This window comes from Erythrobacter sp. W36, assembly GCF_057364935.1.
Genome location: NZ_CP200281.1, coordinates 1,812,549 through 1,836,338, shown reverse-complemented (window position 1 = coordinate 1,836,338; position 23,790 = coordinate 1,812,549). Strand labels below are relative to the sequence as shown.

The 23,790-nt window shown below is 57.6% G+C and carries 20 protein-coding genes, 1 tRNA gene and 1 pseudogene; 11 read left to right on the top strand and 11 right to left on the bottom strand.

Features of this window, described 5'->3' with window-relative positions:
- Positions 1-1,101 carry an alpha-galactosidase gene (locus AC0V6U_RS08900; protein WP_472642816.1) on the bottom strand — a complete coding sequence of 367 codons (1,101 nt, stop codon included), beginning with the start codon at positions 1,099-1,101 and terminating at the stop codon, positions 1-3.
- Positions 992-2,284 carry a glycoside hydrolase family 36 N-terminal domain-containing protein gene (locus AC0V6U_RS08895; RefSeq protein WP_472642815.1) on the bottom strand — a complete coding sequence of 431 codons (1,293 nt, stop codon included), beginning with the start codon at positions 2,282-2,284 and terminating at the stop codon, positions 992-994. Before AC0V6U_RS08895 ends, AC0V6U_RS08900 begins: the two co-directional genes overlap by 110 nt.
- Before the next feature lie 150 nt (positions 2,285-2,434).
- On the opposite strand from AC0V6U_RS08895, the gene AC0V6U_RS08890 reads away from it, so the two are divergent.
- The 9 genes and pseudogenes from AC0V6U_RS08890 (at position 2,435) to AC0V6U_RS08850 (ending at position 15,308) form a co-directional block, all read left to right on the top strand.
- Positions 2,435-3,283 (top strand): helix-turn-helix domain-containing protein, encoded by an 849-nt coding sequence (locus tag AC0V6U_RS08890; protein WP_472642814.1) that lies wholly within the window; start codon positions 2,435-2,437, stop codon positions 3,281-3,283.
- 426 nt (positions 3,284-3,709) lie between these two features.
- Positions 3,710-6,595, top strand: coding sequence for a TonB-dependent receptor (locus tag AC0V6U_RS08885; RefSeq protein WP_472642813.1), 2,886 nt, complete (start codon positions 3,710-3,712; stop codon positions 6,593-6,595).
- Between the two features lie 104 nt (positions 6,596-6,699).
- Positions 6,700-7,929 carry a glycoside hydrolase family 27 protein gene (locus AC0V6U_RS08880; RefSeq protein WP_472642812.1) on the top strand — a complete coding sequence of 410 codons (1,230 nt, stop codon included), beginning with the start codon at positions 6,700-6,702 and terminating at the stop codon, positions 7,927-7,929.
- A 25-nt stretch (positions 7,930-7,954) separates the two neighbouring features.
- The gene (locus AC0V6U_RS08875) at positions 7,955-9,418 is read left to right on the top strand and encodes an SLC5 family protein (protein WP_472642811.1); all 1,464 of its coding nucleotides are present in this window, start codon (positions 7,955-7,957) and stop codon (positions 9,416-9,418) included.
- Positions 9,419-9,449: 31 nt separating this feature from the next.
- Positions 9,450-10,463, top strand: a complete 1,014-nt coding sequence (truB, locus tag AC0V6U_RS08870) for a tRNA pseudouridine(55) synthase TruB (RefSeq protein WP_472642810.1) — start codon at positions 9,450-9,452, stop codon at positions 10,461-10,463.
- 11 nt (positions 10,464-10,474) lie between these two features.
- Positions 10,475-10,744: a 30S ribosomal protein S15 gene (gene rpsO / locus AC0V6U_RS08865; RefSeq protein WP_298468140.1), complete on the top strand. Its 270-nt coding sequence runs from the start codon at positions 10,475-10,477 to the stop codon at positions 10,742-10,744.
- 268 nt (positions 10,745-11,012) lie between these two features.
- A pseudogene (gene pnp, locus AC0V6U_RS08860) lies at positions 11,013-13,302 on the top strand (polyribonucleotide nucleotidyltransferase).
- Between the two features lie 175 nt (positions 13,303-13,477).
- Complete coding sequence (locus AC0V6U_RS08855) at positions 13,478-14,536, top strand: class I SAM-dependent methyltransferase (protein ID WP_472642809.1); 1,059 nt, start codon at positions 13,478-13,480, stop codon at positions 14,534-14,536.
- Positions 14,537-14,630: 94 nt separating this feature from the next.
- Positions 14,631-15,308: a spermidine synthase gene (locus tag AC0V6U_RS08850; RefSeq protein ID WP_472642808.1), complete on the top strand. Its 678-nt coding sequence runs from the start codon at positions 14,631-14,633 to the stop codon at positions 15,306-15,308.
- A 178-nt stretch (positions 15,309-15,486) separates the two neighbouring features.
- Here the strand turns inward: AC0V6U_RS08850 and AC0V6U_RS08845 are convergent, their stop codons facing one another.
- From AC0V6U_RS08845 to AC0V6U_RS08830, 4 genes are all read right to left on the bottom strand, one after another.
- Positions 15,487-16,485 (bottom strand): hypothetical protein, encoded by a 999-nt coding sequence (locus AC0V6U_RS08845; RefSeq protein WP_472642807.1) that lies wholly within the window; start codon positions 16,483-16,485, stop codon positions 15,487-15,489.
- 249 nt (positions 16,486-16,734) lie between these two features.
- Positions 16,735-17,673 (bottom strand): DUF481 domain-containing protein, encoded by a 939-nt coding sequence (locus tag AC0V6U_RS08840; protein WP_486169438.1) that lies wholly within the window; start codon positions 17,671-17,673, stop codon positions 16,735-16,737.
- A 129-nt stretch (positions 17,674-17,802) separates the two neighbouring features.
- Positions 17,803-18,330: a DUF1993 domain-containing protein gene (locus AC0V6U_RS08835; RefSeq protein WP_472642805.1), complete on the bottom strand. Its 528-nt coding sequence runs from the start codon at positions 18,328-18,330 to the stop codon at positions 17,803-17,805.
- Positions 18,331-18,822: 492 nt separating this feature from the next.
- Positions 18,823-19,524, bottom strand: coding sequence for a GcrA family cell cycle regulator (locus tag AC0V6U_RS08830; protein WP_472642804.1), 702 nt, complete (start codon positions 19,522-19,524; stop codon positions 18,823-18,825).
- A gap of 149 nt (positions 19,525-19,673) precedes the next feature.
- On the opposite strand from AC0V6U_RS08830, the gene AC0V6U_RS08825 reads away from it, so the two are divergent.
- Positions 19,674-20,576, top strand: coding sequence for an ABC transporter permease (locus tag AC0V6U_RS08825; RefSeq protein ID WP_472642803.1), 903 nt, complete (start codon positions 19,674-19,676; stop codon positions 20,574-20,576).
- 16 nt (positions 20,577-20,592) lie between these two features.
- On the opposite strand, the gene hspQ is transcribed toward AC0V6U_RS08825, so the two are convergent.
- A complete protein-coding gene (hspQ, locus tag AC0V6U_RS08820) occupies positions 20,593-20,973 on the bottom strand; it encodes a heat shock protein HspQ (protein ID WP_472642802.1) in 381 nt (126 codons plus the stop codon).
- A gap of 243 nt (positions 20,974-21,216) precedes the next feature.
- Between hspQ and AC0V6U_RS08815 the strand changes: the two genes are divergently transcribed.
- A tRNA-Ser gene (locus AC0V6U_RS08815) sits at positions 21,217-21,305 on the top strand.
- Positions 21,306-21,577: 272 nt separating this feature from the next.
- Here AC0V6U_RS08815 and AC0V6U_RS08810 read toward each other — a convergent pair.
- The 4 genes from AC0V6U_RS08810 to AC0V6U_RS08795 all read right to left on the bottom strand — a co-directional run bounded on the left by AC0V6U_RS08810 (position 21,578) and on the right by AC0V6U_RS08795 (position 23,754).
- The gene (locus tag AC0V6U_RS08810) at positions 21,578-22,648 is read right to left on the bottom strand and encodes a recombinase family protein (RefSeq protein WP_486169437.1); all 1,071 of its coding nucleotides are present in this window, start codon (positions 22,646-22,648) and stop codon (positions 21,578-21,580) included.
- A gap of 103 nt (positions 22,649-22,751) precedes the next feature.
- Complete coding sequence (locus AC0V6U_RS08805) at positions 22,752-23,126, bottom strand: recombinase family protein (protein WP_472642800.1); 375 nt, start codon at positions 23,124-23,126, stop codon at positions 22,752-22,754.
- On the bottom strand, positions 23,123-23,524 hold the full coding sequence (locus AC0V6U_RS08800) for a DUF2924 domain-containing protein (RefSeq protein WP_472642799.1): 402 nt from the start codon (positions 23,522-23,524) through the stop codon (positions 23,123-23,125). Before AC0V6U_RS08800 ends, AC0V6U_RS08805 begins: the two co-directional genes overlap by 4 nt.
- Positions 23,521-23,754 carry a DUF3489 domain-containing protein gene (locus AC0V6U_RS08795; protein ID WP_486169436.1) on the bottom strand — a complete coding sequence of 78 codons (234 nt, stop codon included), beginning with the start codon at positions 23,752-23,754 and terminating at the stop codon, positions 23,521-23,523. The genes AC0V6U_RS08800 and AC0V6U_RS08795 overlap by 4 nt, the downstream gene beginning before the upstream one ends.
- Positions 23,755-23,790 lie beyond the last annotated feature (36 nt).

Sequence of the window (23,790 nt, the reverse complement as noted above, 5' to 3'; positions counted from 1 at the left end):
CTAGTCGGTCGCTTCCAAATGATAGATCAGGCAGGTGTCGGGGAATGTCAGCGGCGGCTGGATCCCGTAACCCATTAACGCGGCGCCTGAGAATGTCGTTCCGCCTTCAAGCAGTTTGGCCGCCTCAATGATAGAGGGCGTGCTGAGCGATGGGTTCGCCAGCGGCCAGACCATTTGCACCCGGTAATGGCGCGCTGGATCAAGCCCGCCGAACATGATCCGGTCGGGCAGCGTGTTGAGCTCGCTTTCGAGCTTTGCATAGGAAAACAGACCCTCGCTCTGATCGCGCGCCACGCAGCCAATCATATTGGTGGTCGCGGTTGATTTGAGGCGCAGGAAATGCCCGCCATGGATCAGCTCGCGGTGCTTTTTGTGCAAAGCGATCCCGGCTTTCAGCGTTTCGAGGTCCGCCTCGCTCTCATCGCGCAGGTCCAGCTCCATGCCCATATGGCCGAAGATCGCGCTGGCGACGCGGAAATGCATGGCAAACTGGCGACCCGTAATATGGCATTTTTTCGGCCCGACATGATTGCCCAGCACCCGCAGAGGCAGGAAATGGCTGCCGCCGCGCATGATGTGTTGGCGCGTGCGTGCGTCATTGTTGTCGGAGGTCCAGATCCGGTCGGAATAGCGCAAGATGCCAAAGTCGGCGCGCCCGCCGCCTGACGAGCAGCTTTCAATCTCCAAATCAGGATGGGCCGCGCGCAGGCTCTCCATCAATTTGTAGACCGCCTGTGTTTGCGCATGCATCGCGCCCCGGCCGCCGCTGCCCGGATAGTTCGTGTCGCGATTCATGTCCCATTTGATGTAAGCGATGCCATATTCGGTCACCAGCTTGGTGATCTTGTCGAACAGGTAGTCCAACACCTCGCGGCGGGTCAGGTCGAGTGTGAATTGACCGCGGAACGGGACCGCATCGACGCCGTCTGCGCCCAGCACCCAGTCGGGGTGCGCGCGGAACAGATCGCTGTCTGGATTGACCATCTCTGGCTCAAACCACAGGCCGAATTCCATACCGAGCTCTTTGACTCGGTTGACGATGGCGTGGAGCCCATCGGGATAGACCGCGTCTGAGACCCACCAATCGCCAAGGCCGAGCATCCTCATGGCGGCGTCCGCCGAACCAACCATCATCGAGCACATAGCGCTCTGCGCCGACGGCGGCGGCATGCTCAGCGAGCGTGATCAGCGTCGCCTCGTCATGGTCGAAATAGACCGCTTCCCAAGTGTTGTAATGCACCGGGCGCGGCTTTGCGAAGCTGCGCTTGTCGAGCACTTCATTGCAAAGGTGGTCGTGCAGACGCTGCGACACGTCATTGAAGCCTTGCCTTGACCAAGCGGCGATCAGATCAGGCGTGCGGTAGCTATCATCGCGGCCCAGGCTGATTTCACCGGGGAAGGACATTTCGCCGATTTGTATGAGGGCGCGGCCATCGCTGTGGCGGTCGACCCGCAGGCGGCTGTTCCCGCTCCATGCCAGGTGAAATCCTGCTGCAAGGCCGCTATCTTCGGAGGTCGCAGGCGTTCCAGCGAAGGCTCCGGGATAGACATCGTGGCTGGTCCGTCCAGCCTTGTTCTCGCGCACGATGCTGCCCTGGAAAGGGGCGATTTCCTCGATTGCAAACTCGCCCGACCAGCGGCCCGTGAAGCTGAAAATACGCTCCAGCCTTTGGTCCAGCGGCAGGCACAAAGCAGCGGCCCAATCCAATTGGAGCTCGCTGTCCGCGCGATTCTCAATCTCAGTGCTGCTGGTAAGCACGCCAGTATTGGGATCGAGCGAGAGCGTATGGCACACGGCAACGGCGGTGTTGGTGTCTTCGCAGCACAGGGTGACTTCATGCTCGCCGCGCTGCTCGATCATGACGAGGCGCAAATCAATCGCCCAATCTTGCCCGCCGCGATGCGCGATCAGGCCGGATGGGCCAGAAATGCCAGTACCCACTTCATTGATCATGGAACCGCGCAGCGGAACCGCCGCAGTGCCCGGCGCGTGCTGACGTACGGCTAGAGTGGCAAGCTCTGATGGTGCAGCGCCCGGCATATCGGGACCGGCATAGAGGATGATCGGACGCGCGCCTTTGGTCGCTTCAATCGCGACAAACGTGCCGCCACCGCGCAGCGCGATAAACTGATGCTCGCCCTCGGCCTCATCCACCGGATCTGCAGCGGGCGCAGGGCCGTGGTGATGCACAGCAAGCTCGCTGCTCACAGCATCGTCTCCGCCATGCTCAAAATCGAACCTTTGGTCCGGCAATGCGTCGTCTGATGTGGCATTATTTGCCATCCAAGCTATCCATCCTCTCTCGCAATACGTTTACGCAACGTAATGCCCCAGCGAACTTTCACGCTAGATACACGCATTTGTGAAGTGGGTTTTTGGACAAGCATGAATTTTTTGGTATCCGGACGGGGAGGCGAACTTTAAGGAAAAGTGATGTGGGAAGAAAAGGTATATAAACAGAACCTGCATCTGTCGCCTATCGGCGGGATAAAGCTGGCCTGTTTTCTCAACAAGGGCGTGGGCGTTTTGACCGCGCGGCGCACCTTGCCGCATTTCACTCTGGTCTATGTGACGCGGGGCGAAGGCACTTACCGCGATGAGAACGGGCTGAACCTGCCGGTGCGCGCAGGTGATGCGATCCTGATCTTTCCCGGCGTTGAGCATTGGTATGGCCCCAAACGCGGCGAGACCTGGGACGAATTTTACCTCGTGTTTGAAGGGCCGGTGTTCGACATGTGGCGCGAGGGCGGGTGTTTTGACCGTGACCGTCCGGTGATCCCCCTGCGCCCGATGGATTTTTGGCGCGACCGGATCTTGTCGATCATCAATCAGCCTGATGCGCATACGGAGCATGAGTTGCTGCGCGAATCCATCCGCTTGCAGGAATTGCTGGCGGACATCACTCAGGCGGGTGAAGAGGATTTGGGCGGCGATATTGCCTGGCTGGAGCGGGCCAAGGCGGCGATTGCAGCGACCATGGATGTGCGCCAAGCGGCGCGGCAAATGGACCAATCCTATGAGGCGTTCCGCAAGCGCTTTCGCAAGCTTTCCGGGCGCTCTCCCGGGCGCTATCGCACAGGCCTGTTAATGGAGCGGGCCTGCCAAATGCTCAGCGAGCCAGGCGTCTTGCTGCGCGATATCTCCGATGAGCTGGGCTTTTGCGATGAATATCATTTCAGCCGCCAATTCAGCAAAACGGTGGGCTGGTCGCCGTCCGAATATCGCTCCAGAATTGGCCGTGATCCGGTGCAATTTGACGATTTGGGATCGCAATCCGGCTAACCCGTTAGCTGATCAGGCTTGACCAAGCGACCGGCGTTGCAAAATTATGACACTTGCGAAAGCTCGGGCAAATTGGCTGGGAGAAACTCCCAAAAAGTTCATGCCAGTCCAATCCGCCTATGGCTTTCGCTGGTCTGAGCGCCATTTTCGTTCCCACGCCAGCTCAACGCAATAGCGCGTTAGTTGCCGCAATCGAAACACCTCGGGTCGCAAATGCGATCACGTCAATTGGGTGTTCGGTGGGAAGAGGAGGATGCCACTCGCGTGACGAGATGGGTTTGCATGTGCGGCCAGAGGGGCCTGAATGCTCAGCGCATGACCTGCGAACCTTTTGCATTTTCAAACAGTTTTTTGACGAATTGTGCCGTTCGATTGTTCGCATTCCCTGTGCGGGCGCGGATGGGGCAGGGCTAAGGGAGATAAGCCATGAGAATTTCGAAGCGGGCCGTGTTGGCTCAATCAGCTGCATTCGCAGCAATTGCCGTTTCAGCGCCAGTCTATGCGCAGGATGAAGCCGCGCCAGCGACCACCGAAGCGGAAGGTGAAGGCAATGCCATCATCGTTACCGGTTTCCGTAAGAGCCTTGCAGATTCGATCGACCTGAAGCGCGACAGCGCAGTTGTTGTCGACGCGATCTCTGCTGAAGACATCGGCAAGTTCCCCGATCAAAACGTCGCTGAGGCGCTTCAGCGTATCACCGGTGTTGCAATTGATCGTTCTGGCGGTGAAGGCCAATCCATCACTGTTCGCGGCCTCGGCCCGCAGTTCAACGCGGTTCTCTTGAACGGCCGGACGCTGGCAACAGACAATCCAGGGCGCGAATTCTCATTCGACGTTCTGTCCGCTGACATCATTCAGTCGGCTGAAGTTTACAAATCATCGCAGCCTGGCCTGCAATCAGGCGGCATCGGCGCGGTTGTGAACATCACCACCGCCCGCCCACTTGATCGCCCGCTGGGCCTTAATGTCTCGCTTTCTGCTGCAGGCATCTATGAGAATTTGAGCGAAGAATTTGGCGCAGACCTCGGCGGCGTGATCTCTTGGTCAAACGGCGATGTTGGCGTGCTCTTTGGCGCATCTTACAACAAGCGTGACGCGCAAATCGACCGCAACCTGACCGGCGGCTATGCGCTGCGTGCAGGCGATGCAGCGATCTTCGCACCTGAATCGTCCACCGGGCTTCAAGCGGCCGATATCGGTGCTCTGCCAGAAGGTGCCCGCGTACAGCAGCAGGTGATCTTCAGCCGCGACGTTCAAGATCGTGAGCGTCTGACCCTGAACGGTGCGCTCCAGTTCGCGCCTTCCGATCGCTTCACCGCGACATTTGATGGTCTTTACTCGAAGTTCGAAATTGACTCGTTCGACCAGCAATTCTCTGGCTTCTTCAGCCCGCCATTCCTCGATCCGCAAATCGATGCCAATGGCACGGTGACATCGTTCAGCCGCCCAAGCATCGACTTTGGCGTGCGCAACCCAGACATCGCTGACACAGTCGGCCTGTCGCAAAACGACAACGTGCTCACCTCGAACAACCGCGAAGCAGAGACATTTGCGTTTGGCGGAAACTTCGAGTTCGAGGCGACCGACAGCCTGACATTCGTTGCTGACGTTGCATGGTCGCGCGCGACCCGTGATGGCACCAACCCGTTTGTGGTGCTGGGCGCACTCGCACCAACTTCGCCGTTGATCGAATCCGTCAATACCGGCGGTATCTCGACCATCACCAACATCAATGACGCTGACTTTATCGACGAGAGCATTCAGCGCCTGCACTTCGTAAACGTCAACCGCACCCGCGTTGAAGACGAAGTGTTCGAAGTTCGCTTCGACGGAAATTGGGAAGTCGATGCAGGCCCGCTGCTCAATGTTTCGTTCGGCGGTATCTACACCGACCGAGAGAAGACGCAGGACCTGTTTGATAACTTCGCAGCGCCAGGTTTCGGCAACATCTCTGCGGCTGAAATCTTCTGCGCATATTGCGGCTATACCGTACCGTTTGACACCTCGATCCTCAGCACGTTCTCCTTCGATGGCTTCTTGAGCGGTGTAGAAGGTGCCGATACGGTTCCCGCGCAGATCCTGACCGCAAGTTTCGCTGATGCCTTTGCTCAGCTGAACAATGTGGCCAACCTTCAGAATGCAGATCGCACCGGCGGCAACACCGCTGAACTGCTGTCCTATCTGAACAGCGGCGGACTTGATCCAGTGCTCGGCATCTACACGCCTAGCTTCAACCCAGGCGGCAGCTTCGCGGTTGAAGAGCAGATCTACGCTGCGCACTTCGGCACCGAATGGGGCGGCGATTTTGGCGGCGAGCTGCCATGGTCTGCCAACATTGGTTTCCGCATCGCTTTCACTGACGTTCTGTCGAGCGGCATCGATCAGCCGGTTATCGAATTCCGCGAGACGCCGGGCGATACCCAGCTTGTCACGGTCTTTGGTCCTGCGACGAACGTCTCGGTTCCAAACGATTATGTGAACTTCCTGCCATCGGCGAGCTTCAAGCTTGAGCCAACCGAGGACACCGTTCTGCGACTTAGCTACGCTCGCACGGTGACGCGTCCAACGCTTACCTCTTTGGGCGTTGCCAACACCTTTGGCGGTCGTTCGGATGCTCCGCTCAGCGGCGGCGGCAACCCGCTGCTCGAAGCCTTTGAATCGGACAACTTCGACGTCTCATTCGAATGGTATTTCGAATCGCTCAGCTATTTCAGCATCGCTGGCTTCCACAAGGAACTGGGCGGCTTCATCGAGCAATCCACTCTGCCAGTACCGGGCGTGGTGATCTTCCCAGCTGGCAATGGCGGCCTGACCGTCGACACGCCAGTGGATGTGACCTTCCAGGATACCCGTGAGCGCAACGGCCTTTCGGGCAGCATCACTGGTGCGGAAATCGCCTTCCAAAAGACGTTCGACAACGGCTTTGGCGGGATCATCAACTACACCTATGTGAACTCCAGCCAAGACAATGCGCCAGCTGGCGATCTCGGCTTCAATGGCTTCACACCGCACACCGTGAACGTTACGGGTTTCTATGAAAGCGGGCCGTTCTCAGCGCGCGTTTCGTACAACTACCGTGATGGTTTCCTGGTTCTGGCAAACGATGCTCAAAGCGAACCGCGTCAGCGTGAGAGCTTCGGCCAAGTCGACTTCTCGGCCAGCTATGAAATCACTGACCAGTTCCAGGTGTTTGTAGAAGGTCTCAACGTTCTCAACGAAGACACACGGGACTTCTCACGCTTCCCCAACCGGGTGCTCACCTATGAGCGCACTGGCGCACGCTACACCGCGGGTGTTCGGGCGAAGTTCTAAGCGCATGAGGGTCGCACGTCATCGTGTCACGCGATGAGCGAGGAGGGCGGGTGTTCCGGATGACGGAATGCCCGCCTTCGTCATTTTACCACGGAGTTTATTCCATGCTTGCTGCCTGCCTTCGTTTTCTTGCCTTCCTGGCCATTGCCATCGGTTTGGCATCACCAGCCGCCGCTCAGAAGTTTGAGGGGCTGGCGCAAACCCCGCCGATGGGCTGGAACAGCTGGAACAAGTTCGATTGCGATATTGACGAGCGGCTCGTCCGCGAAACCGCAGATGCACTTGTCAGTACGGGCCTTCGCGATGCGGGATTTGTATACGTCAATCTGGACGATTGTTGGCACGGTGAACGCGACGCGGATGGTTTTATTCAGCCGGATCCCGAACGCTTTCCTTCCGGCATGAAAGCGCTTGGCGATTATATCCATTCGCGCGGGCTCAAATTCGGTATCTACTCTGACGCCGGTGAATATACCTGTCAGAAGCGTCCCGGTAGCCAAGGCTATGAGTATCAGGACGCCTTGCAATATGCGCGTTGGGGGGTCGATTACCTCAAGTACGATTGGTGTTACACGGGAGAGGGCGATGCTCAGCGCAACCCGATCGAAGCATACACCACCATGCGCGATGCCATTCACGCAGCGGGCCGTCCGATGGTCTTTTCGATCTGCGAATGGGGAGAAAACGATCCGTGGACTTGGGGCAAGGATGTTGGGCATCTGTGGCGCACAACGGGCGACATTATCAATTGCTGGGACTGTACGGTCGATCACGGGACCTGGAAATCCTATGGCATCATGCAGATCCTCGACTTGCAAGACGGCAAACGGCAGGCTGCTGGCCCCGGGCATTGGAATGACCCGGATATGCTAGAGTTCGGTAATCTTGCGACCCTGGCAGAAAACCGCGCGCACTTTGCGATGTGGGCAATGCTCGCATCGCCGCTGATCTTGGGAACAGATATCAGGGAGCTTGATGAGGCGGAACTCGCGGCGCTGAAGAACCGGGCATTACTTGACGTCGCGCTGGACCCAAAAGGTATCCAGGGTTACCCCATACGCAAGGGAGACGGGCTGGAGGTTTGGGTTCGTCCGCTGGAGGGCGGCGATTTTGCGCTCGCGTTTCTTAATCGCGGCAACCAGCCTCTAAGTGAAAACTATGCGTGGCCTGAAGATGGTTTGAAAGACGATTTCAGCGGGTTTGAAGTCGATTTTGGAAGCGATACGTTCAATATCCGCGATGTCTGGAGCGGGGCAGATGCGGGCGATACGAGCGCGCCGCTTTCAGTAAGCGTTGGCGCACGTGATGTCGCAATTTACCGGTTGTCTCGGTAGATTGAGAATTTGGGAGAGTTCGTAAATGAGTACCATCCAGATTGCGGTTTTTGTGGGCATCACCGCATTGATCGCCTTTGCCACTTACATGCATTGCCGCGGCAAGCTGGACGAACGGCATTCGGGCGAGAAGGACTACTTCCTCGCCAGCGGCGGCCTCAAATGGTATTTCATCGCTGGCTCAATCACGCTGACGAACCTCTCCACCGATCAGTTGATCGGGATGAATGGCAATCAGATGGCGCTGCTCGCGTGGTGGGAATTTGCCGCGGTGGCGGGCCTGCTGATCCTGACGTTTGTGTTCCTGCCGGTCTATTACAAAAACAACTGCACCACGACGACGGAGCTGCTGCAGAAGAAGTACAACGACAAGCATATTCGTGCGCTGATCAGCGTGCTGTTCCTGTTCGGCAATCTGTTCATTTTCCTGCCCGCGATCCTCTATGGCGGCTCGCTGTTCCTGCTTTCGATGGTGGGGCTGGATACGGGGCTGGAGAACCTGCTGATCGTGGCCGTGATCCTAGCGGTAGTGGGCGCGTGCTATGCGATTTTCGGCGGTCTGAGGGCGGTTGCGGTGTCGGACACTTATTCCGGCGTGCTGATCCTGGGCCTTGCCTTGCTGGTCGTCTATCTCGCTCTGCAGGCTATCGACTTTGACCTGACAGGCATTCCGGCGGATCGCCTGACCCTGATTGGCAGCAATGACAGCCCGATCCCGTGGCACACTCTGCTGACGGGCATGATCTTTATTCAGACCTTCTATTGGTCGACCAATCAGACGATCACTCAGCGCGCGATGGCTGCGCCCAATATCAAGGAAGCGCAAAAGGGCGTGCTGACCGCGGCGGGCATTCGCCTGCTGATCGTGCCTGCGATTGTCGTGATCCCGGGCATCGTATCCTACAAGCTCTACGGCGATGTGGGCGATGCCGCTTATGGCCGTATCGTAGGTGATGTTCTGCCGGTGTGGCTGTCCGGCGCGTTTGCGGCGGCTCTGGCGGCGGCGGTGCTCACCACCTTTAACTCCATCCTCAACGCCTCGGCGGCGCTCTATGTGTGCGACATTCACGAGGCCTATGTCGACCGGCCAACCTCGGTCGCGAAGCTGAGCGCGATTGTGTCGATTGCGATGTCAGTGCTGGCACTGCTCTTGGTGCCATTCTTCGCCAGTCAGGAAAGCCTGATCAACACGGTGCAGGAGCTGTACGGATTGCTCTCTATGCCAATCCTAAGCGCCTTCGTGGTGTGCTTGCTGTTTAAGAATGTGAAGGCCGGTGCGGCGATGATCGGCGTGGTCACGGGCGTGGTGTTCTACGGCTTCTGGAGCATGGTGTGGGAGCCTGCGCACTACATCCACGGTATGGCGGTGACATTGCTGCTGTCGATCCTGACAGCGCTGGTGATGAACAAGCTTGTTTACGGCCAGACACCTGTGTTCGCACTGGGCGGTGCGGAGACTCAGGGCGAGGCTGCACCCGAAGCGGCTTGAGGGATTGGACACAAGTCCCTAGCGGGGCGGAATGAGCAATCGTCCCGCCCCGATCCATCCCGCACCGCACGGCTGGATAATCCTCGATAAGCCGCGCGGGCTTGGCTCGACGCAGGCTGTCGGCGCAGTGAAACGCGTGCTGCGCGAAGGCGGCTATGCCAAGACCAAGGTCGGGCATGGCGGCACGCTTGATCCGCTGGCCGAGGGGGTGTTGCCGATTGCGCTTGGTGAAGCGACCAAGCTGGCGGGCCGGATGTTGGATGCCAGCAAGATCTACGACTTCACGATCCTCTTCGGCGAGGAGACCGACACGCTCGACACTGAGGGCGAGGTGATTGAGCGCAGCGACGTCATGCCGACCTTGGACGAGATCACGGCTGTGCTGCCGGATTTTACTGGGCCAATAGAGCAAGTGCCGCCGACCTATTCCGCACTGAAGGTGGACGGCAAGCGCGCCTATGATTTGGCGCGGGCTGGCGAGCAGGTGGAGCTGAAGAAACGGGCGGTTACGATCCACTCTCTCACGCCGCGTCATGCTGAACTTGTTTCAGCATCCATCGCCAGCTCAAACTTCGAAAAGAGTTCTGAGGGATGGACCCTGAACCAAGTTCAGGGTGACGAAGAACTGAAAAGTATCACCCTCTCAGCCCATGTTTCCAAAGGCACTTACATCCGCTCGCTCGCCCGCGATATCGCCCAAACGCTGGGGACTTGCGGCCATGTCACATATCTGAGGCGCACAAAGGCAGGGCCATTTACCGAAACACGGGCGATTTCGCTGGACAAGTTGAACGAAATCGCTAATGGCGCGCAACTATCTGACCTACTCCTGCCGCTCGAGGCGGGGCTGGACGACATCCCGGCCTTAATCCTTGATCAGACTAGCGCGCAGGCGGTCCGCCAGGGCCGGGTCCTGTCTGAACTGCCCCAAACCGATGGGCTCTATTGCGCGATGCTGGACAATGTTCCGGTAGCGCTCGTTGAGTTGATCGAAGGTACGACCAAAATCGTGCGGGGCTTTAACCTTCCCGATGTCGCTGAGTAAGAGAGAATATTATGTCGGTAACTGCCGAAGAAAAAGCCAAGATCATCAAGGACAACGCCCAAGGTAAGGGTGACACCGGAAGTCCAGAGGTACAGGTCGCGATCCTGACCCAGCGTATCCGCAACCTGACCGATCACTTTAAAGGCAACCACAAAGACAACCATTCGCGCCGCGGCCTTCTGATGATGGTCAACAAGCGCCGTAACCTGCTCGCCTATCTCAAGAAGAAAGATGTTGAGCGGTACAACGCCCTGATCCAGAAACTGGGTCTGCGTAAGTGACGAAATGCTTCGGCCCGCTTCGGCGGGCCGTTTAGTATTCGTCATCCCGGACTTGATCCGGGATCTAGGGCTTAAAGTATTGTGCTATATGGCTCTAGATCCCAGCTTTCGCTGGGATGACGCAAACGAATAGGGGCACGGGTCACAATTCGGTGATCCAGCCTTGGGGCTTTGAAAAGCACGCCCCACACCGGCGCGGGTCCGGTTTAACCTCGCAAAGTAGGCCCCGTGCACGCAATATGGCGGCGCGGGTCATAAAGGAAAATCAATGTTCGACACGAAAACCGTATCGCTGGAGTGGGGCGGGAAAACCCTCACTCTGGAAACCGGCCGTATTGCCCGTCAAGCCGACGGCGCTGTTCTGGCCACCTATGGCGAAACCGTGGTGCTGTGCGCAGTCACCGCCGCCAAATCTGTGAAGGAAGGCCAGGATTTCTTCCCGCTGACCGTTCACTATCAAGAAAAATTCTCAAGCGCCTAGCCGGATCCCGGGTGGCTTCTTTAAGCGCGAAGGCCGCGCGACTGAAAAGGAAACGCTGACCAGCCGTCTGATCGACCGCCCATGTCGTCCGCTGTTCCCAGAAGGTTTCTACAACGAAATCAACGTTATCTGTCAGGTCCTCTCCTATGATGGCGAGACCGAGCCAGATATCCTTGCGATGATTGCTGCCTCTGCCGCTCTGACGATTTCTGGCCTGCCATTCATGGGCCCAATCGGCGCAGCGCGCGTCGGCTTCAACAATGAAGGCGAATACGTTCTCAACCCAACCATCAACGATGCGCTGGGCGAAGACGGCAATCTCGACCTCGTGGTCGCTGCGACGCAAGACGCGGTGATGATGGTCGAATCCGAAGCGAAAGAACTGACCGAAGAGCAAATGCTCGGCGCGGTGATGTTTGCTCACGAGGAAAGCCGCAAGGTTATCGGCGCGATCATCGATCTGGCTGAACAAGCTGCGAAGGATCCTTGGGAACTTGCTCCGGTTGAAGACAAATCAGCCGCACTTGAGCAGCTGCGCGGCGCCATCGGCGACGACATGGCAGCGGCTTACAAGCTGACCGAGAAGAGCGCCCGTCAGGACGCCGTCAACGCAGCCCGCGCCAAAGCGCGCGAGCACTTTGCCGATCTCGAAGAGAGCGATCCAGCACAATACATGGGCATTCTTAAGCTCGTGAAGAAGCTGGAAAGCGACATCGTTCGCAAGGCGATCCTCAAGGATGGTCAGCGCATCGATGGCCGTAAGACCGACGAAGTTCGCCCGATTGAGGCGATGGTCGGCTTGCTGCCACGCACCCACGGTTCGGCGCTGTTCACTCGCGGTGAAACGCAGGCGATCTGCACCACCACGCTTGGCACCAAAGACGCTGAGCAAATGATCGACGGGCTGGAAGGCCTCTCTTACAGCAACTTCATGCTGCACTATAACTTCCCGCCTTATTCGGTCGGCGAAGTGGGCCGCTTCGGCTTTACCAGCCGCCGCGAAACCGGCCACGGCAAGCTCGCATTCCGCGCGCTGCACCCGGTTCTGCCAAGTGTTGAGGACTTCCCTTACACGATCCGCGTTCTGTCAGACATCACCGAGTCCAACGGCTCGTCTTCAATGGCGACCGTGTGTGGCGGCTCGCTTTCGATGATGGACGCAGGCGTTCCTTTGAAACGTCCGGTTTCCGGCATCGCGATGGGTCTCATCCTTGAAGGCAGCGACTTCACAGTTCTGTCAGATATTCTGGGTGATGAAGATCACTTGGGCGACATGGACTTTAAGGTGGCCGGTTCAGAAGAAGGCATCACCAGCCTTCAGATGGACATCAAGGTTGCCGGCATCACGCAGGAAATCATGACCCAGGCGCTGGAGCAGGCGAAAGCTGGCCGTGCGCACATCCTGGGCAAGATGACCGAAGCGCTCGGCGCGTCACGCGGTGAAGTCAGCAAGCACGCACCGCGCATCGAAACCATGCAGATCGACAAGTCGAAGATCCGCGACATCATCGGCACGGGCGGCAAGGTCATCCGTGAGATCGTCGCTGAAACCGGCGCGAAGGTCGACATTGACGATGAAGGCACGATCAAGATCAGCTCTTCAAACGCTGATGAGATCGCAGCTGCGAAGGCATGGATCGAAGGCATCGTTGAAGAGGCCGAAGTCGGCAAGATCTACAACGGCAAGGTCGTCAACATCGTTGATTTCGGCGCATTCGTGAACTTCATGGGCGGCAAGGACGGTCTCGTCCACGTGTCGGAAATGAAGAACGAGCGCGTTGAGAAAGTCACTGACGTTGTTTCCGAAGGCCAAGAAGTGAAGGTCAAGGTTCTCGAGATCGATCAGCGCGGCAAAGTCCGCCTGTCGATGCGCGTTGTTGACCAGGAAACCGGCGAAGAGCTGGAAGACACCCGTCCACCACGCGAAAACAAGCCCAGAGGCGATAGGGGCGGTCGCGGCGGCGGTGATCGTCGTCCACGCGGCGGCGGCGGCGGTCGCGGCCCACGTGGCGGCGGCGGCGACAAAGGCGGGGACAGCGATGGCCCGGCTGCAATGCCAGACTTCCTGAAAGACTAAGTCTCTCAATTAGAAAATTAAAAGGGCCGCTTGGAGTTGATCCAGGCGGCCTTTTTGTTTGAGGTTTTGGGACTCGCATTGGCTTTATAGCCAAGTGTGCTAATGTTGCTGCGCGCGCAATCGCGCTAAAAATCGGCAACGGGTCGCATCAATCCAACCATGGAGGAATGCGATAATGACCGAGCTTGATGAAGCAAAACTAGAAGCACTGGCCGGAAAGGTCATTGGCGATGTGGCGGCCTCCGTCAGTCTGCTGATGGCCTATATCGGCGATCAGTCTGGCGTCTTTGCGGCGCTTGATGAGCATGGCCCGATTTCCATCGAAGGGCTGGCTGAGACAACCGGCCTCAACCCCAAATATCTACGTGAATGGCTCGGCTCCGTCTCGGCCGCAGGATACGTGACCTATGACCCCGCGTCAGAGACATTTGCTCTGACTGAGGAGCAAGCTCTGATCTTCACCCGCGAAGGCCAGCCCGCATGCATGCAGGGGTTCTTTCAGGCGGTTGTGGCTCAATATGAAGAGCAGGAACAAGCGGTCCAGACATTCAAGAGTGGCGATGGCCGGCCTTGGAGCGCGCAATCATCCTGCTGTTTCTGCGCAACCGACCGCTTCTTCCGCCCTGGCTACCAGGCCAATTTGATGAGCGCTTGGATCCCGTCACTGGGCGGTGTCGAGGACAAGTTGAGGCAGGGCGCGAAGGTGGCCGATGTCGGATGCGGGCACGGATCATCGACTGTGATGATGGCGAAGGCTTTTCCTAAGTCCACATTCCACGGCATCGACTTTCACGAACCCTCGATCATCGAGGCCCGCCAGAACGCCGCAAAGTCGGGCGTCACAAACGTCGATTTCCAAGTTGCTTCGGCGCAGGATTTTGCCGACGAGGATTATGACTTCGTGTGCATCTTTGATGCTTTGCACGACATGGGTGATCCAGTGGGCGCGGCAAAGCATATCCGCGGTGCTATGAAGGAAGACGGCACATTCATGCTGGTCGAGCCGATGGCGGGAGACAGCATGGCGGAAAATATGCACCCACTCGGACAGATCTACTACGGCTTTTCGACCACGATCTGCACACCCGCCTCTGTCAGTCAGGACGTTGGCATGGGGCTGGGCGCGCAGGCGGGGCAAGCCAGGCTGACGGAGGTCTTGAACGAGGCAGGCTTTACATCTGTGCGCCGAGCGGCCGAGACACCCACTAATATGGTGCTGGAGGTCAGTGGGTAGCGCGCGCTAGCTCTGGCAGAGGCCTAGTGTCAGTCAAAGGTGCGAAAACACGAAAAGCGTGCCTTTCCGCGCCTATCCGACTAAGGCCTCCGCCATGCTAAAACGTGAACTGATCGACACCGTTGAAATCCCCGATGGGGAAGTGCTTGAGCTCTACAGCCACGGGCGCGATTTCATGATTGTGCTGGGCTATAATGAGCTGATGAGCACGCGCATGCGCTTCTCTGAGGAGCAGTTGGCCGAGCTTACTTTTGACCGGTTGGAGAAGGAAAATCCGCGCATCCTGATCGGCGGATACGGTATGGGCTTCACCTACCGCGCGGCGCTCGCGCGGATGGGTGCGAAAGGCGAGGCGGTGGTCGCTGAAATCTCCGACAAGATCATCGAATGGGCCAAGGGCCCGATGGCAGAGCTCACCGGCGATGCGCTGGACGATCCGCGCCTCGACCTTAAGATTTGTGATGTCGCCGCGCTGATCGATGATGCGAATGATGGCACATGCGAGAAGTTCGATGCGATCCTGCTCGACGTCGACAATGGCCCGGACGGAATGGTGCGTGCCGATAACAACCGCATCTATTCGCGCACAGGCCTAGCCAAAGCACGCGATGCTCTAACCCCGGACGGCGTTCTTGCGGTCTGGTCCGCCGCGCCTGACCACGGCTTTAGACGCCGCCTGCAAGACGCCCGGCTAAAGGTAGAAGAACGCCGCGTGCGCTCCCGCCCCAACAACAAGGGCGCGCATCACGTGATTTGGTTTGCGAGGAAGTAAAGCTAGCTGCAGACGTGCGTGAGCGCCTGTGCGCTCCGATAGTTGTGTTCCCAGTGGCAACAATTGAGGTGAAAGCGGATAGACAAGTGCAGTTCATGTTTTACGCTAAGCATGGAAGTTATTTTGACCCGCAACTCAAAAATCAGACTGCAAGCTCGCGTCCTCCGATTGTGCAGGCTTATGAGCGGCAACGCTTTGTCGGTGGCCCTGCTGGATCCAAAAACGACCAGTGATAGAAAAGGTTGTCATCCTTCTCTAAAATAGTCAGGCCATCTGCGCCCGGCTTGTAAAGGTATGAGTCTCCGCCAGTATTTGGACCGTATCGGCAACGTACATTTTCTTCGCCAGAATATGCATTTCCGCGATGAAAAATTGGCATCCCAACGTAGGCTGTGAAGAATTTATACTTCGTATTCTCTTTGATCGCCGCAACCTTGCTACTTGTCAGTTGAACTTGTTCGCTTGCTAAATAACCAAGTTTTGAAGCGGCATGAGTCAGTCCAACGGCAAGCAATTCTCCCGAGTTCCGGCTCCATTGTTCTCGCCTTCCACCAACCGATTTTGCTGGGTTGGCGATTGAAATTTCGGTGACGATGAACTGCCGATAATCCAAAGCACGATCGAATTTCCGCTCTTCTGTTATGGCTTCGTCAGTGATTTTCGTAATGTCCATTAATTCGAGAGCACAGGCAGCATACAACGATTGAAAGCGAACACTAATATTGAAAGAGCAATCGGCTGCAAGCATATGCAGCTCACCACTCGTTCTCAGCAATTCCTGTTTAGTTTGATAGCTATTGTCACTCCGGACTATGCTATCGTAGAGTTTGAAGGATTGCGAATTAGAAAGGCCCTCTTGCACAGCGTCAAATAGGACGTTTGCGATTTCATCTCTACGAAACTGGCGAACGGAAGGTTCGATGGCGTTTTTGGCGCCGCTACGGACAACTGAATCGAATAATCCACCAATTAGACCACCGCCGATCTCTCCTTTGTCAGCAGGATCCTTGCCAACAAGCAATTCGTCCTGTTTCAGAAACAGGGCGACCTTGAGCGGCTCTAGACGTGACGCATATCCTTCAAGTGTAACGCTATCGTCTTGAGCTTGAGCGACTTGAGCCGCCAGCAACGCAGAGAAACCCAAAAAGGCGCGCCCGAAATTCACTACTTCTCTCACCTTGATTTACCCTCCTTAAAGCACATGCCTTTTTTGAATGCCATGAATGGGCGTCGTATTATAGGCCTTTTCTCAAGAAAAAGTCGCAATTGCAGCAACAAGATCGCGAGCTGTCGAGCAATTGAATTCGATGAGCTGTCGCTTGTCGGGGCGGGTTCGCTTTACGCTAGGAGGTCTTAACGAAAATTTGTGGCTCATGAGAGGCTGGCCGATTTTCCGACCACTTGCGCCCCAAGGCCTCACCCCACCTCAAAAGTCGTAAATCAGCGTGATCCGGCTCAGCGTGTCGGTTTGCACCGCGCCCAGTGGTGGGTTGGTGTCGTGCTCGACCGCGTAGGAAATGCGCGCGGATAGATTGTCGCTGAGCGATGCCTGCAGGCCGGTGGTGCTGGTGTAGGTGCTGTTGCCGGATTGGATGAAGGCGCTCGCATCCTGAGTGAGTTTCAGGGATTCTGCGAACTCCCAATCGAAATCGAGCGCGGCGAGCCCGGCGATATTGCGTGAGACTTCGCCCGTGGTGCTGCGCGTGACGCGGTAGGCAGGGCCGGCCTGCACGGTCAGCGTCGGGTTCTCCGTCAGCACGCGGTAGCCTAGGCCACCCGAAGCGGAGACGCGCGCAGAAAAGCCCTGGAAACGGTCGCGCTCCCATTGGCCAAGGCCATAAGCGAACAGCCGGTCATTGATGTCGACATCGGCCTGATAGGCGGCGAGGAATTGCTCGCGCGTGGTCACGCCATTGCTGCGCTGGAAATCGGCGAGGAATTTGAAATTCTGCTGCCAGCCGAGTTCCTGGCGGCCCAGCTCAATTCCGGCGGTGACCCCGGTGTTGGAGGAATTGCCGGTGGAGCGGAACGCGCCAAATTCGCCTTTGCCCGACCAGTTTTGCAAGATGCCCGCGTTGCGGATGGCCTCTTGTTCGGCCTCTGCCTCGGCCGCTTGCGCAGCGGCGGTTTTGATCGCTACACGCTCTCTAAAGCGTGACATGATGGCGTTGAGTTCATCGGCATTGCCCGGAAAGGTCTCATCCGCCAGATCGATCAAAACCTGCATCGCCTCGACGTCGTCGCTTTCCTCAGCCTTTTCGATCATCGCGCGCACGGATGCGGGAATTTCTGCTTGGGCGGCGCTGGGCAAGGCCAGTGCGGTGCCAGCAAGGAGGAGGGCGGCGGCGAGTTTGGAAAAAGTCATCATTGAGGCTCCGGGCGCAATTGCGTGTCTTATCGCTCGCCGCTTACCAAGGTAGCGGCGGGTGGAGGCGTAAACACTCGTAAAATCATGAAGCTGCGGCGCACCGTCACTAATCGCCGATGGCTGACATCATGACGGCATTTTGATCCGCACAGCGCCGGTAAAGTCGCGCTTGCCGACCTCAACGCCAAGCATCCGCAAGATGTCATAGGCGGTGGCGGCGTGGAAATAGAAATTGGGCTGAGCAAAGCTCAGCAGAAAGTTCTCTGCCGTGAAATCCATCTTCATGTCTTTGAATTCAAACCGCATGTCTTGGCCGACCCAGCTTTCCATCTGCTCCTCTGTCAGGGCACCCAAAGCAGCCTCTGCGCTATCGAGCTTTGCGTGCAGATCGGCAAAGGTTCCCGGCGGCGGGTTCAGATCCGGGCTGTAAACCCCAGCCTGTACGGCGGCGAGCGAGCCGACGGTGTGCTCGGCTATACACTTCATCTGATAAGTGAAGGGCAGCATATCCTCAATGATCCGAGCGTTCAGAACGTCACTATGGTCTTTGCCTTGCGCATCGCACCATGCCTCACCCTTTTTGAGCAGATGGCGGCCGGTGCCGATCATCTGGAGACCGCTGGGAACGAAGGCGGCGTGAAGCGAAATGGGCATGGTGTTCTCCGTATGCGGCTCTGAGCGAATGTATGTCGAGGGTCGTTTTGCCGGGCGTGCGGTGAGAACGCAAGACATGGGGGCAGGCCTATGGACAGGCGCATTAGGGGAAAGGTTTGGGAGAGCGGATCCGCGAAACACTTTCCTACTGCTGGTTCGTGGGCGCAGGGTGGCGGGATGGTCATTTGGCGAATCCTAATGCGTGCTTTGCAGTTGTCTTGGTGCTTGTGCGTGCAAGTGTGGGAGAGGGCAGGTTGGTGCGCTCGGCCGGGCTTTTGCTGGTGGGCTTCTACGCAGGCCCGTGTGATCGCTTTTTCCGATCAATCAGGGCGCTTTCAATCGATTGGTTTTTTGGCCCTGTACTGTGTTCCAGCCGTTCCAAACGTGCCTGACGCACGACAAAGCGAGCCGCACAGTCTGGCGGCTCGCTTGTCAAGTGATCGGTGTGGGCGCACCCGGAAGGATGCGCGGCCTATGCTGCTAATGCGGGCCTTAGCGGACCCGTGGGCCGCCAAATGGCAAAGGCGGTGGGGGTCGGCGAGCACCGCGCGGCAATTGTGCCTGATAGGCCCGGCCGCAATGCTCGACGCAATACGGAAAGCCCGGGTTTACGGCCTCTCCGCAGAAGTGGAAGTCTGCCTCGCCTGGGTGACCCATCGGCCAGCGGCACACCTTCTCAGACAGGTCGAGCAGGCTCGTCTTGTCCGCGATCTCTGGGCTTGGCTTGGCAGGCACCAGACGGCGCGGCGGTGCAGGCGGGATCGGCGGTTGCTGATCACCGGGGCCTTGCCTCAGGAAGCCGCCAGGGCCGACCGAGACGATCTTGGGCAGATCGGGGCGCGGATCGGGCAGAGGCTGAGACGGGATGCCGCTTGCCGCTGGGCCGCTTGGCGCAGCAGCAGGCGCGCCGCCAGCGCTGGGCTTGGCCGCGGGCTTCGCTGCTGCCGCCGGGGCCTTAGCGGCGGTCTTGGGCGGCGCTCTCTTGGCGGCTGGTTTGGCCGCAGCCTTCTTGGCCGCCTTCTTCTTCTCATTGGCCTTCACAGGGGAAGGGCGGGACTTCAGGCCCAGCCGGTGCGCCTTGCCGATCACTGCATTGCGGCTAACACCGCCCAGTTCCTCAGCAATCTGGCTGGCGGTCGAGCCGCCTTCCCACATCTTCTTGAGCGTACCAATTCGCTCATCGGTCCAAGCCATTGAAACTCCATTCTGTCTCTATCGCGCCTGATGCGCGTGCGGCCTGCGCAGATTTGCGCAGATCGCCATCAATCTCATCCCCAGTCATACCGGCCCGGCGAGCTCGCCGCACTTGCATGCCATTCCCCCTCGCCCTAACCGCACCCCCTATGGCCGATCAAGCACAATCCAGCGCAAACGAAGACGCTGTCATCAATGAAGTGTCGCCTAGCAGTGCAGGCGCGCCAAGCACCGTTCAGTTTCCGCCGCGTGGAACCCCGCTTATCACCGGGATCAACCGCATTGGGTTATGGAGCCTCTATATTAAGGAGGTTCGCCGGTTTCTCAAGGTGCAGACGCAGACTGTATGGGCCCCGGCGGTCACAACTTTGCTGTTTCTGGTGATATTCACGGTCGCATTCGGGCGGGGCGGACGCGAAGTGCTGGGCGTGTCATTCGCCAGCTTCGTCGCGCCAGGCCTGATTGTGATGGGCATGATGCAAAATGCCTTCGCCAATTCGTCCTTCTCGCTGCTGTCGGGCAAGATCCAGGGCACGATCATCGACCTCTTGATGCCGCCATTGTCTCCGGGAGAGCTGATGAGCGGGATCGTGATGGCCGCGGTTACGCGCGGGATTGCAGTTGGCGGCGCTGTTTCGCTCGCGATGCTGCTGTGGCCGGGTGTGTCCTTGGCGCCCCAGCATTGGTGGGCAGTGGTTTGGTTTGCCTTCATGGGCACGGTGATGCTGGCGCTGCTTGGTCTTGCGACCTCAATCTGGGCGGAGAAGTTCGATCATAACGCCGCGATCAGCAACTTCGTGATCGCTCCGCTGTCGCTGCTGTCCGGCACATTCTACGTGATCGACAACCTGTCGGAGACGTTCCAAGCGGTCAGCCGCTTCAACCCGTTCTTCTACGTGATTTCAGGCTTCCGCTATGGCTTCCTTGGCCGCAGTGATATCGGCTCTGACAGCGCGGTTATGGGCGCGGCAGTTGGACTGCTGGTGCTCAATCTGGTGATGGCTGGCGTGGTCTATGCGGTACTGAAATCGGGGTGGAAGCTGAAGAGCTAGGTGCGCGGTGTAGCGCTTAGTGCGTCAGTGAGCGGCGCATCTGATAGCGGCCGTCCTTGAAGCCATCAAACAATTGCGGGACCGTCGGATGATCAACCGGGCCGCCGGTCGCATCATCCAGCAGGTTTTGCTGACTAACATAGGCGACATAGCTCGCATCGTCATTTTCGGCGAGCAAGTGATAGAATGGCTGATCGCGGCGAGGGCGGATGTCCTCCGGGATCGACTCGTACCATTCTTCGCTATTCGCGAAGACAGGGTCGATATCGAATACGACGCCGCGGAAATCGAACAGGCGGTGGCAGACGACATCGCCAATACCGAAACGGGCCTTCAACTGCCGCGGTGCAGTCAATTTGCGGCCTGCTTGGCTGGAGAAGAACTCTGCGCTTTCCATGACAGCGAATATGGACCTTCGCAGTTGCAAAACAAGCGCGCAGGGTGATCACTCCCCAGTTTTGGCCAGATTTGGTGTGTTTTGATGCGAATTGCCGCCATGTGTGGCCCAATTGCAAAGACGCAGGAGCATTCCCTCTTGGCAAGCCAAGGGGGCTGCGCTAACGGCGCTCCCGACCAGAATGAGACGTGCAAGCGCGCTCATTCACAGCCGCGCTTTGAAACAAACGCGTGCACCCAATACGGAGAGGTGCCGGAGTGGTCGAACGGGGCAGTCTCGAAAACTGTTGTGCCTTCTGGGTACCGTGGGTTCGAATCCCACCCTCTCCGCCACCCAGTCTCGACATCTGCGCCGTTTCTGGCGGCCCACGAAATTGTGCCGACCTTTCGCAGGTTTAGCGCACCGCTTGCCGCTGATTGCGTCTCCAGATCGGCGTATTCCGTCTCAGAGAGCGCAGGTTTGGGGCTTGGTCTCCCTTTCCCATTTCGGCGGTTAGGTTCGGAGGAGTGTCGGCCAGGCAAAATACAGGGAATTTACAGGGAAAACTTGGAAAACCGCGCCTGGCGCACTGCCTCAACAGCAGTGGCGATTACACATCAATCAGCTAGGCTAGAAGGAGGATTTCTTGCTCAGCCCACTGCATTGGCAGTTGCCGCATGTGCCTGATGGTTTGGGTCGAGATGTTAGGGGGCAGTTTGCCAGTTATCACCGCCTCCAAGATCCGGCTGGACAATAGTCCAAAATGCAGATTGTTGCTGATAAACTCAGGCGAGCAATTTTCGTTTTGAGCGACTTCAGAAATCGAGGCTCCTGACCTGATTTTATCAACCCAGCTCATCGCGCGCGCAATGCGCTTAGCTAAAACGATATCGGGTTCACGATTTGATCCTGATTGAAGGACAAGCCGGATTTCAACACCGCGCCGCCGACGTGTGAACGGCACTGACAATGTCCTTGGCGTATCCGATTCCGGCATCGCGAGTTCAATCGCAAGGTGCTCGGTGTTAAACTGCACTTTGACCACATGATCGAGCACTTCCTCGTGATGCAGGTCTGACTTGCCTTTTGATGCCCAGGCAAGTTGTAGTTCGCGGTCTTGTCGCAGTGCTTGAGCAACAGCCTGCTCGATCTCTTTGGCAGGCAGCCGGTAGCCTTCCTGACCGGCTTGGCGGCCGTCCACCAAGTGCATGGAGACATAATAGCGATAGCGTTTGCCACGCTTGTTGGAATGGCTGGGCGTGAGCGGCTCGCCTTGATCATCAAATAGCTTCCCAGCAAGGAGTGACCGGCTTTGAGTATTGCTACGTTGGGCCCTAGCGGTGCGATTGCTCGTCAGCTGGCTTCGCACCCGTTCCCAAAGGGTCTCATCGATGAGCGCATCGTGAAGGCCGTCATAGATATTATCTTTGTGGCGAATTTTGCCGAGATAAATGGGATTGGAGAGGACGTGATAGAGCTGCCCTCGCGAGAAGGGCTTTCCTTCTTTGACTATGCCATCAGCGTTAGTTCGGGTTTTAGAAATGAGTTTATGCTCATCAGCAAAGGCCTTCAGACGCCGGACACAGCCCAGGTGTAGATATTGGCCGAACAGCGTCCGCACTGTCTCGGCCTCGGCCTCGTTGATAACGAGACCATCGGTGCCCTTGTCATATCCAATAGGCAGAAGGCCGCCCATCCACATACCCTTCTTTTTCGAGGCTGCGATCTTGTCGCGAATGCGCTCGGCAGTGACCTCGCGTTCAAACTGTGCAAAGGATAGCAGGACATTGAGCGTTAGCTCAGCCCATGCTGGTTGAGGTATTGAACTGCTGTGTGACCGATACAAATGAAGCGCCTGCCTCATCCAAGCGATCAACCAGTTTTGAGAAGTCAGCAAGCGATCGGGTAAGCCGGTCGACCTTGTAGACGACCACCATATCAACCCGGCCCGCATCAATCTCGCTCAAGAGAAGCTGCAGGGCAGGGCGCTCCATTGTGCCGCCAGACACTCCACCATCATCGTAATGCTCAGGTAAGAGCGTCCAACCTTCCTGTTTTTGAGAGCGGATATAGGCTTCGCAGGCTTCACGCTGTGCATCGAGCGAGTTGAAGCTTTGATCGAGGCCCTCTTCGGTCGACTTGCGGGTATAGATCGCGCAGCGGATACGGGTCATGCAGACACCCCGAAGAAGCGGGGACCTGACCATTTGGTGCCGGTGATCTCTTTCGCAATGGCGCTCAGCGAACGCCATGCTTTGCCGTTCCAAAGGTAGCCATCGGGCAGCACATCGACGATATGCTCTTGTCCATGCCATTCCCTGACCAGGCGGTTGCCTGCATGGGCTTGCGGCTTTGATGCATGAGCGGCTTCCACAAGGCGCGTAAGCCGCTTTTGAAACCGCTTGCGTGACTGGCCACTCGCCTTCCATTCACGCTCATTGATGAGGAGTTTGATCAGTGTCTTGCGGTTGATCTGAGCTGGAGCGTTTGGGCCGATTTCATCGAGCCAGATGGACTTCAGCTCACCTCGACTTAATTCATTGTGCGTGGGATCAGCTGTGCACAGGCTCATTTGGAAGGGCCTTTGAGCTGGTAGAGGCTTGGACCGGCCTTCTTTGTTGCATCGGTGCAGGTGATCTCATAACCGCGCTGCCGCAGTCTGGAGATAGCTGCTCGAATGGTATGCGCTCGCCAGCCAAGTTGATCTGTCAGGCTTTCCGTGCTCGCGCCTCGGCCTTTAATTGCATGCAGAAGCCGCGCGAGTTTTGTGCCTTTGCGAGGTGGGTGGATCTTGATGTTCATCATGCTTGCCTTTCGTGTTGCAGACGGCTCGCTACC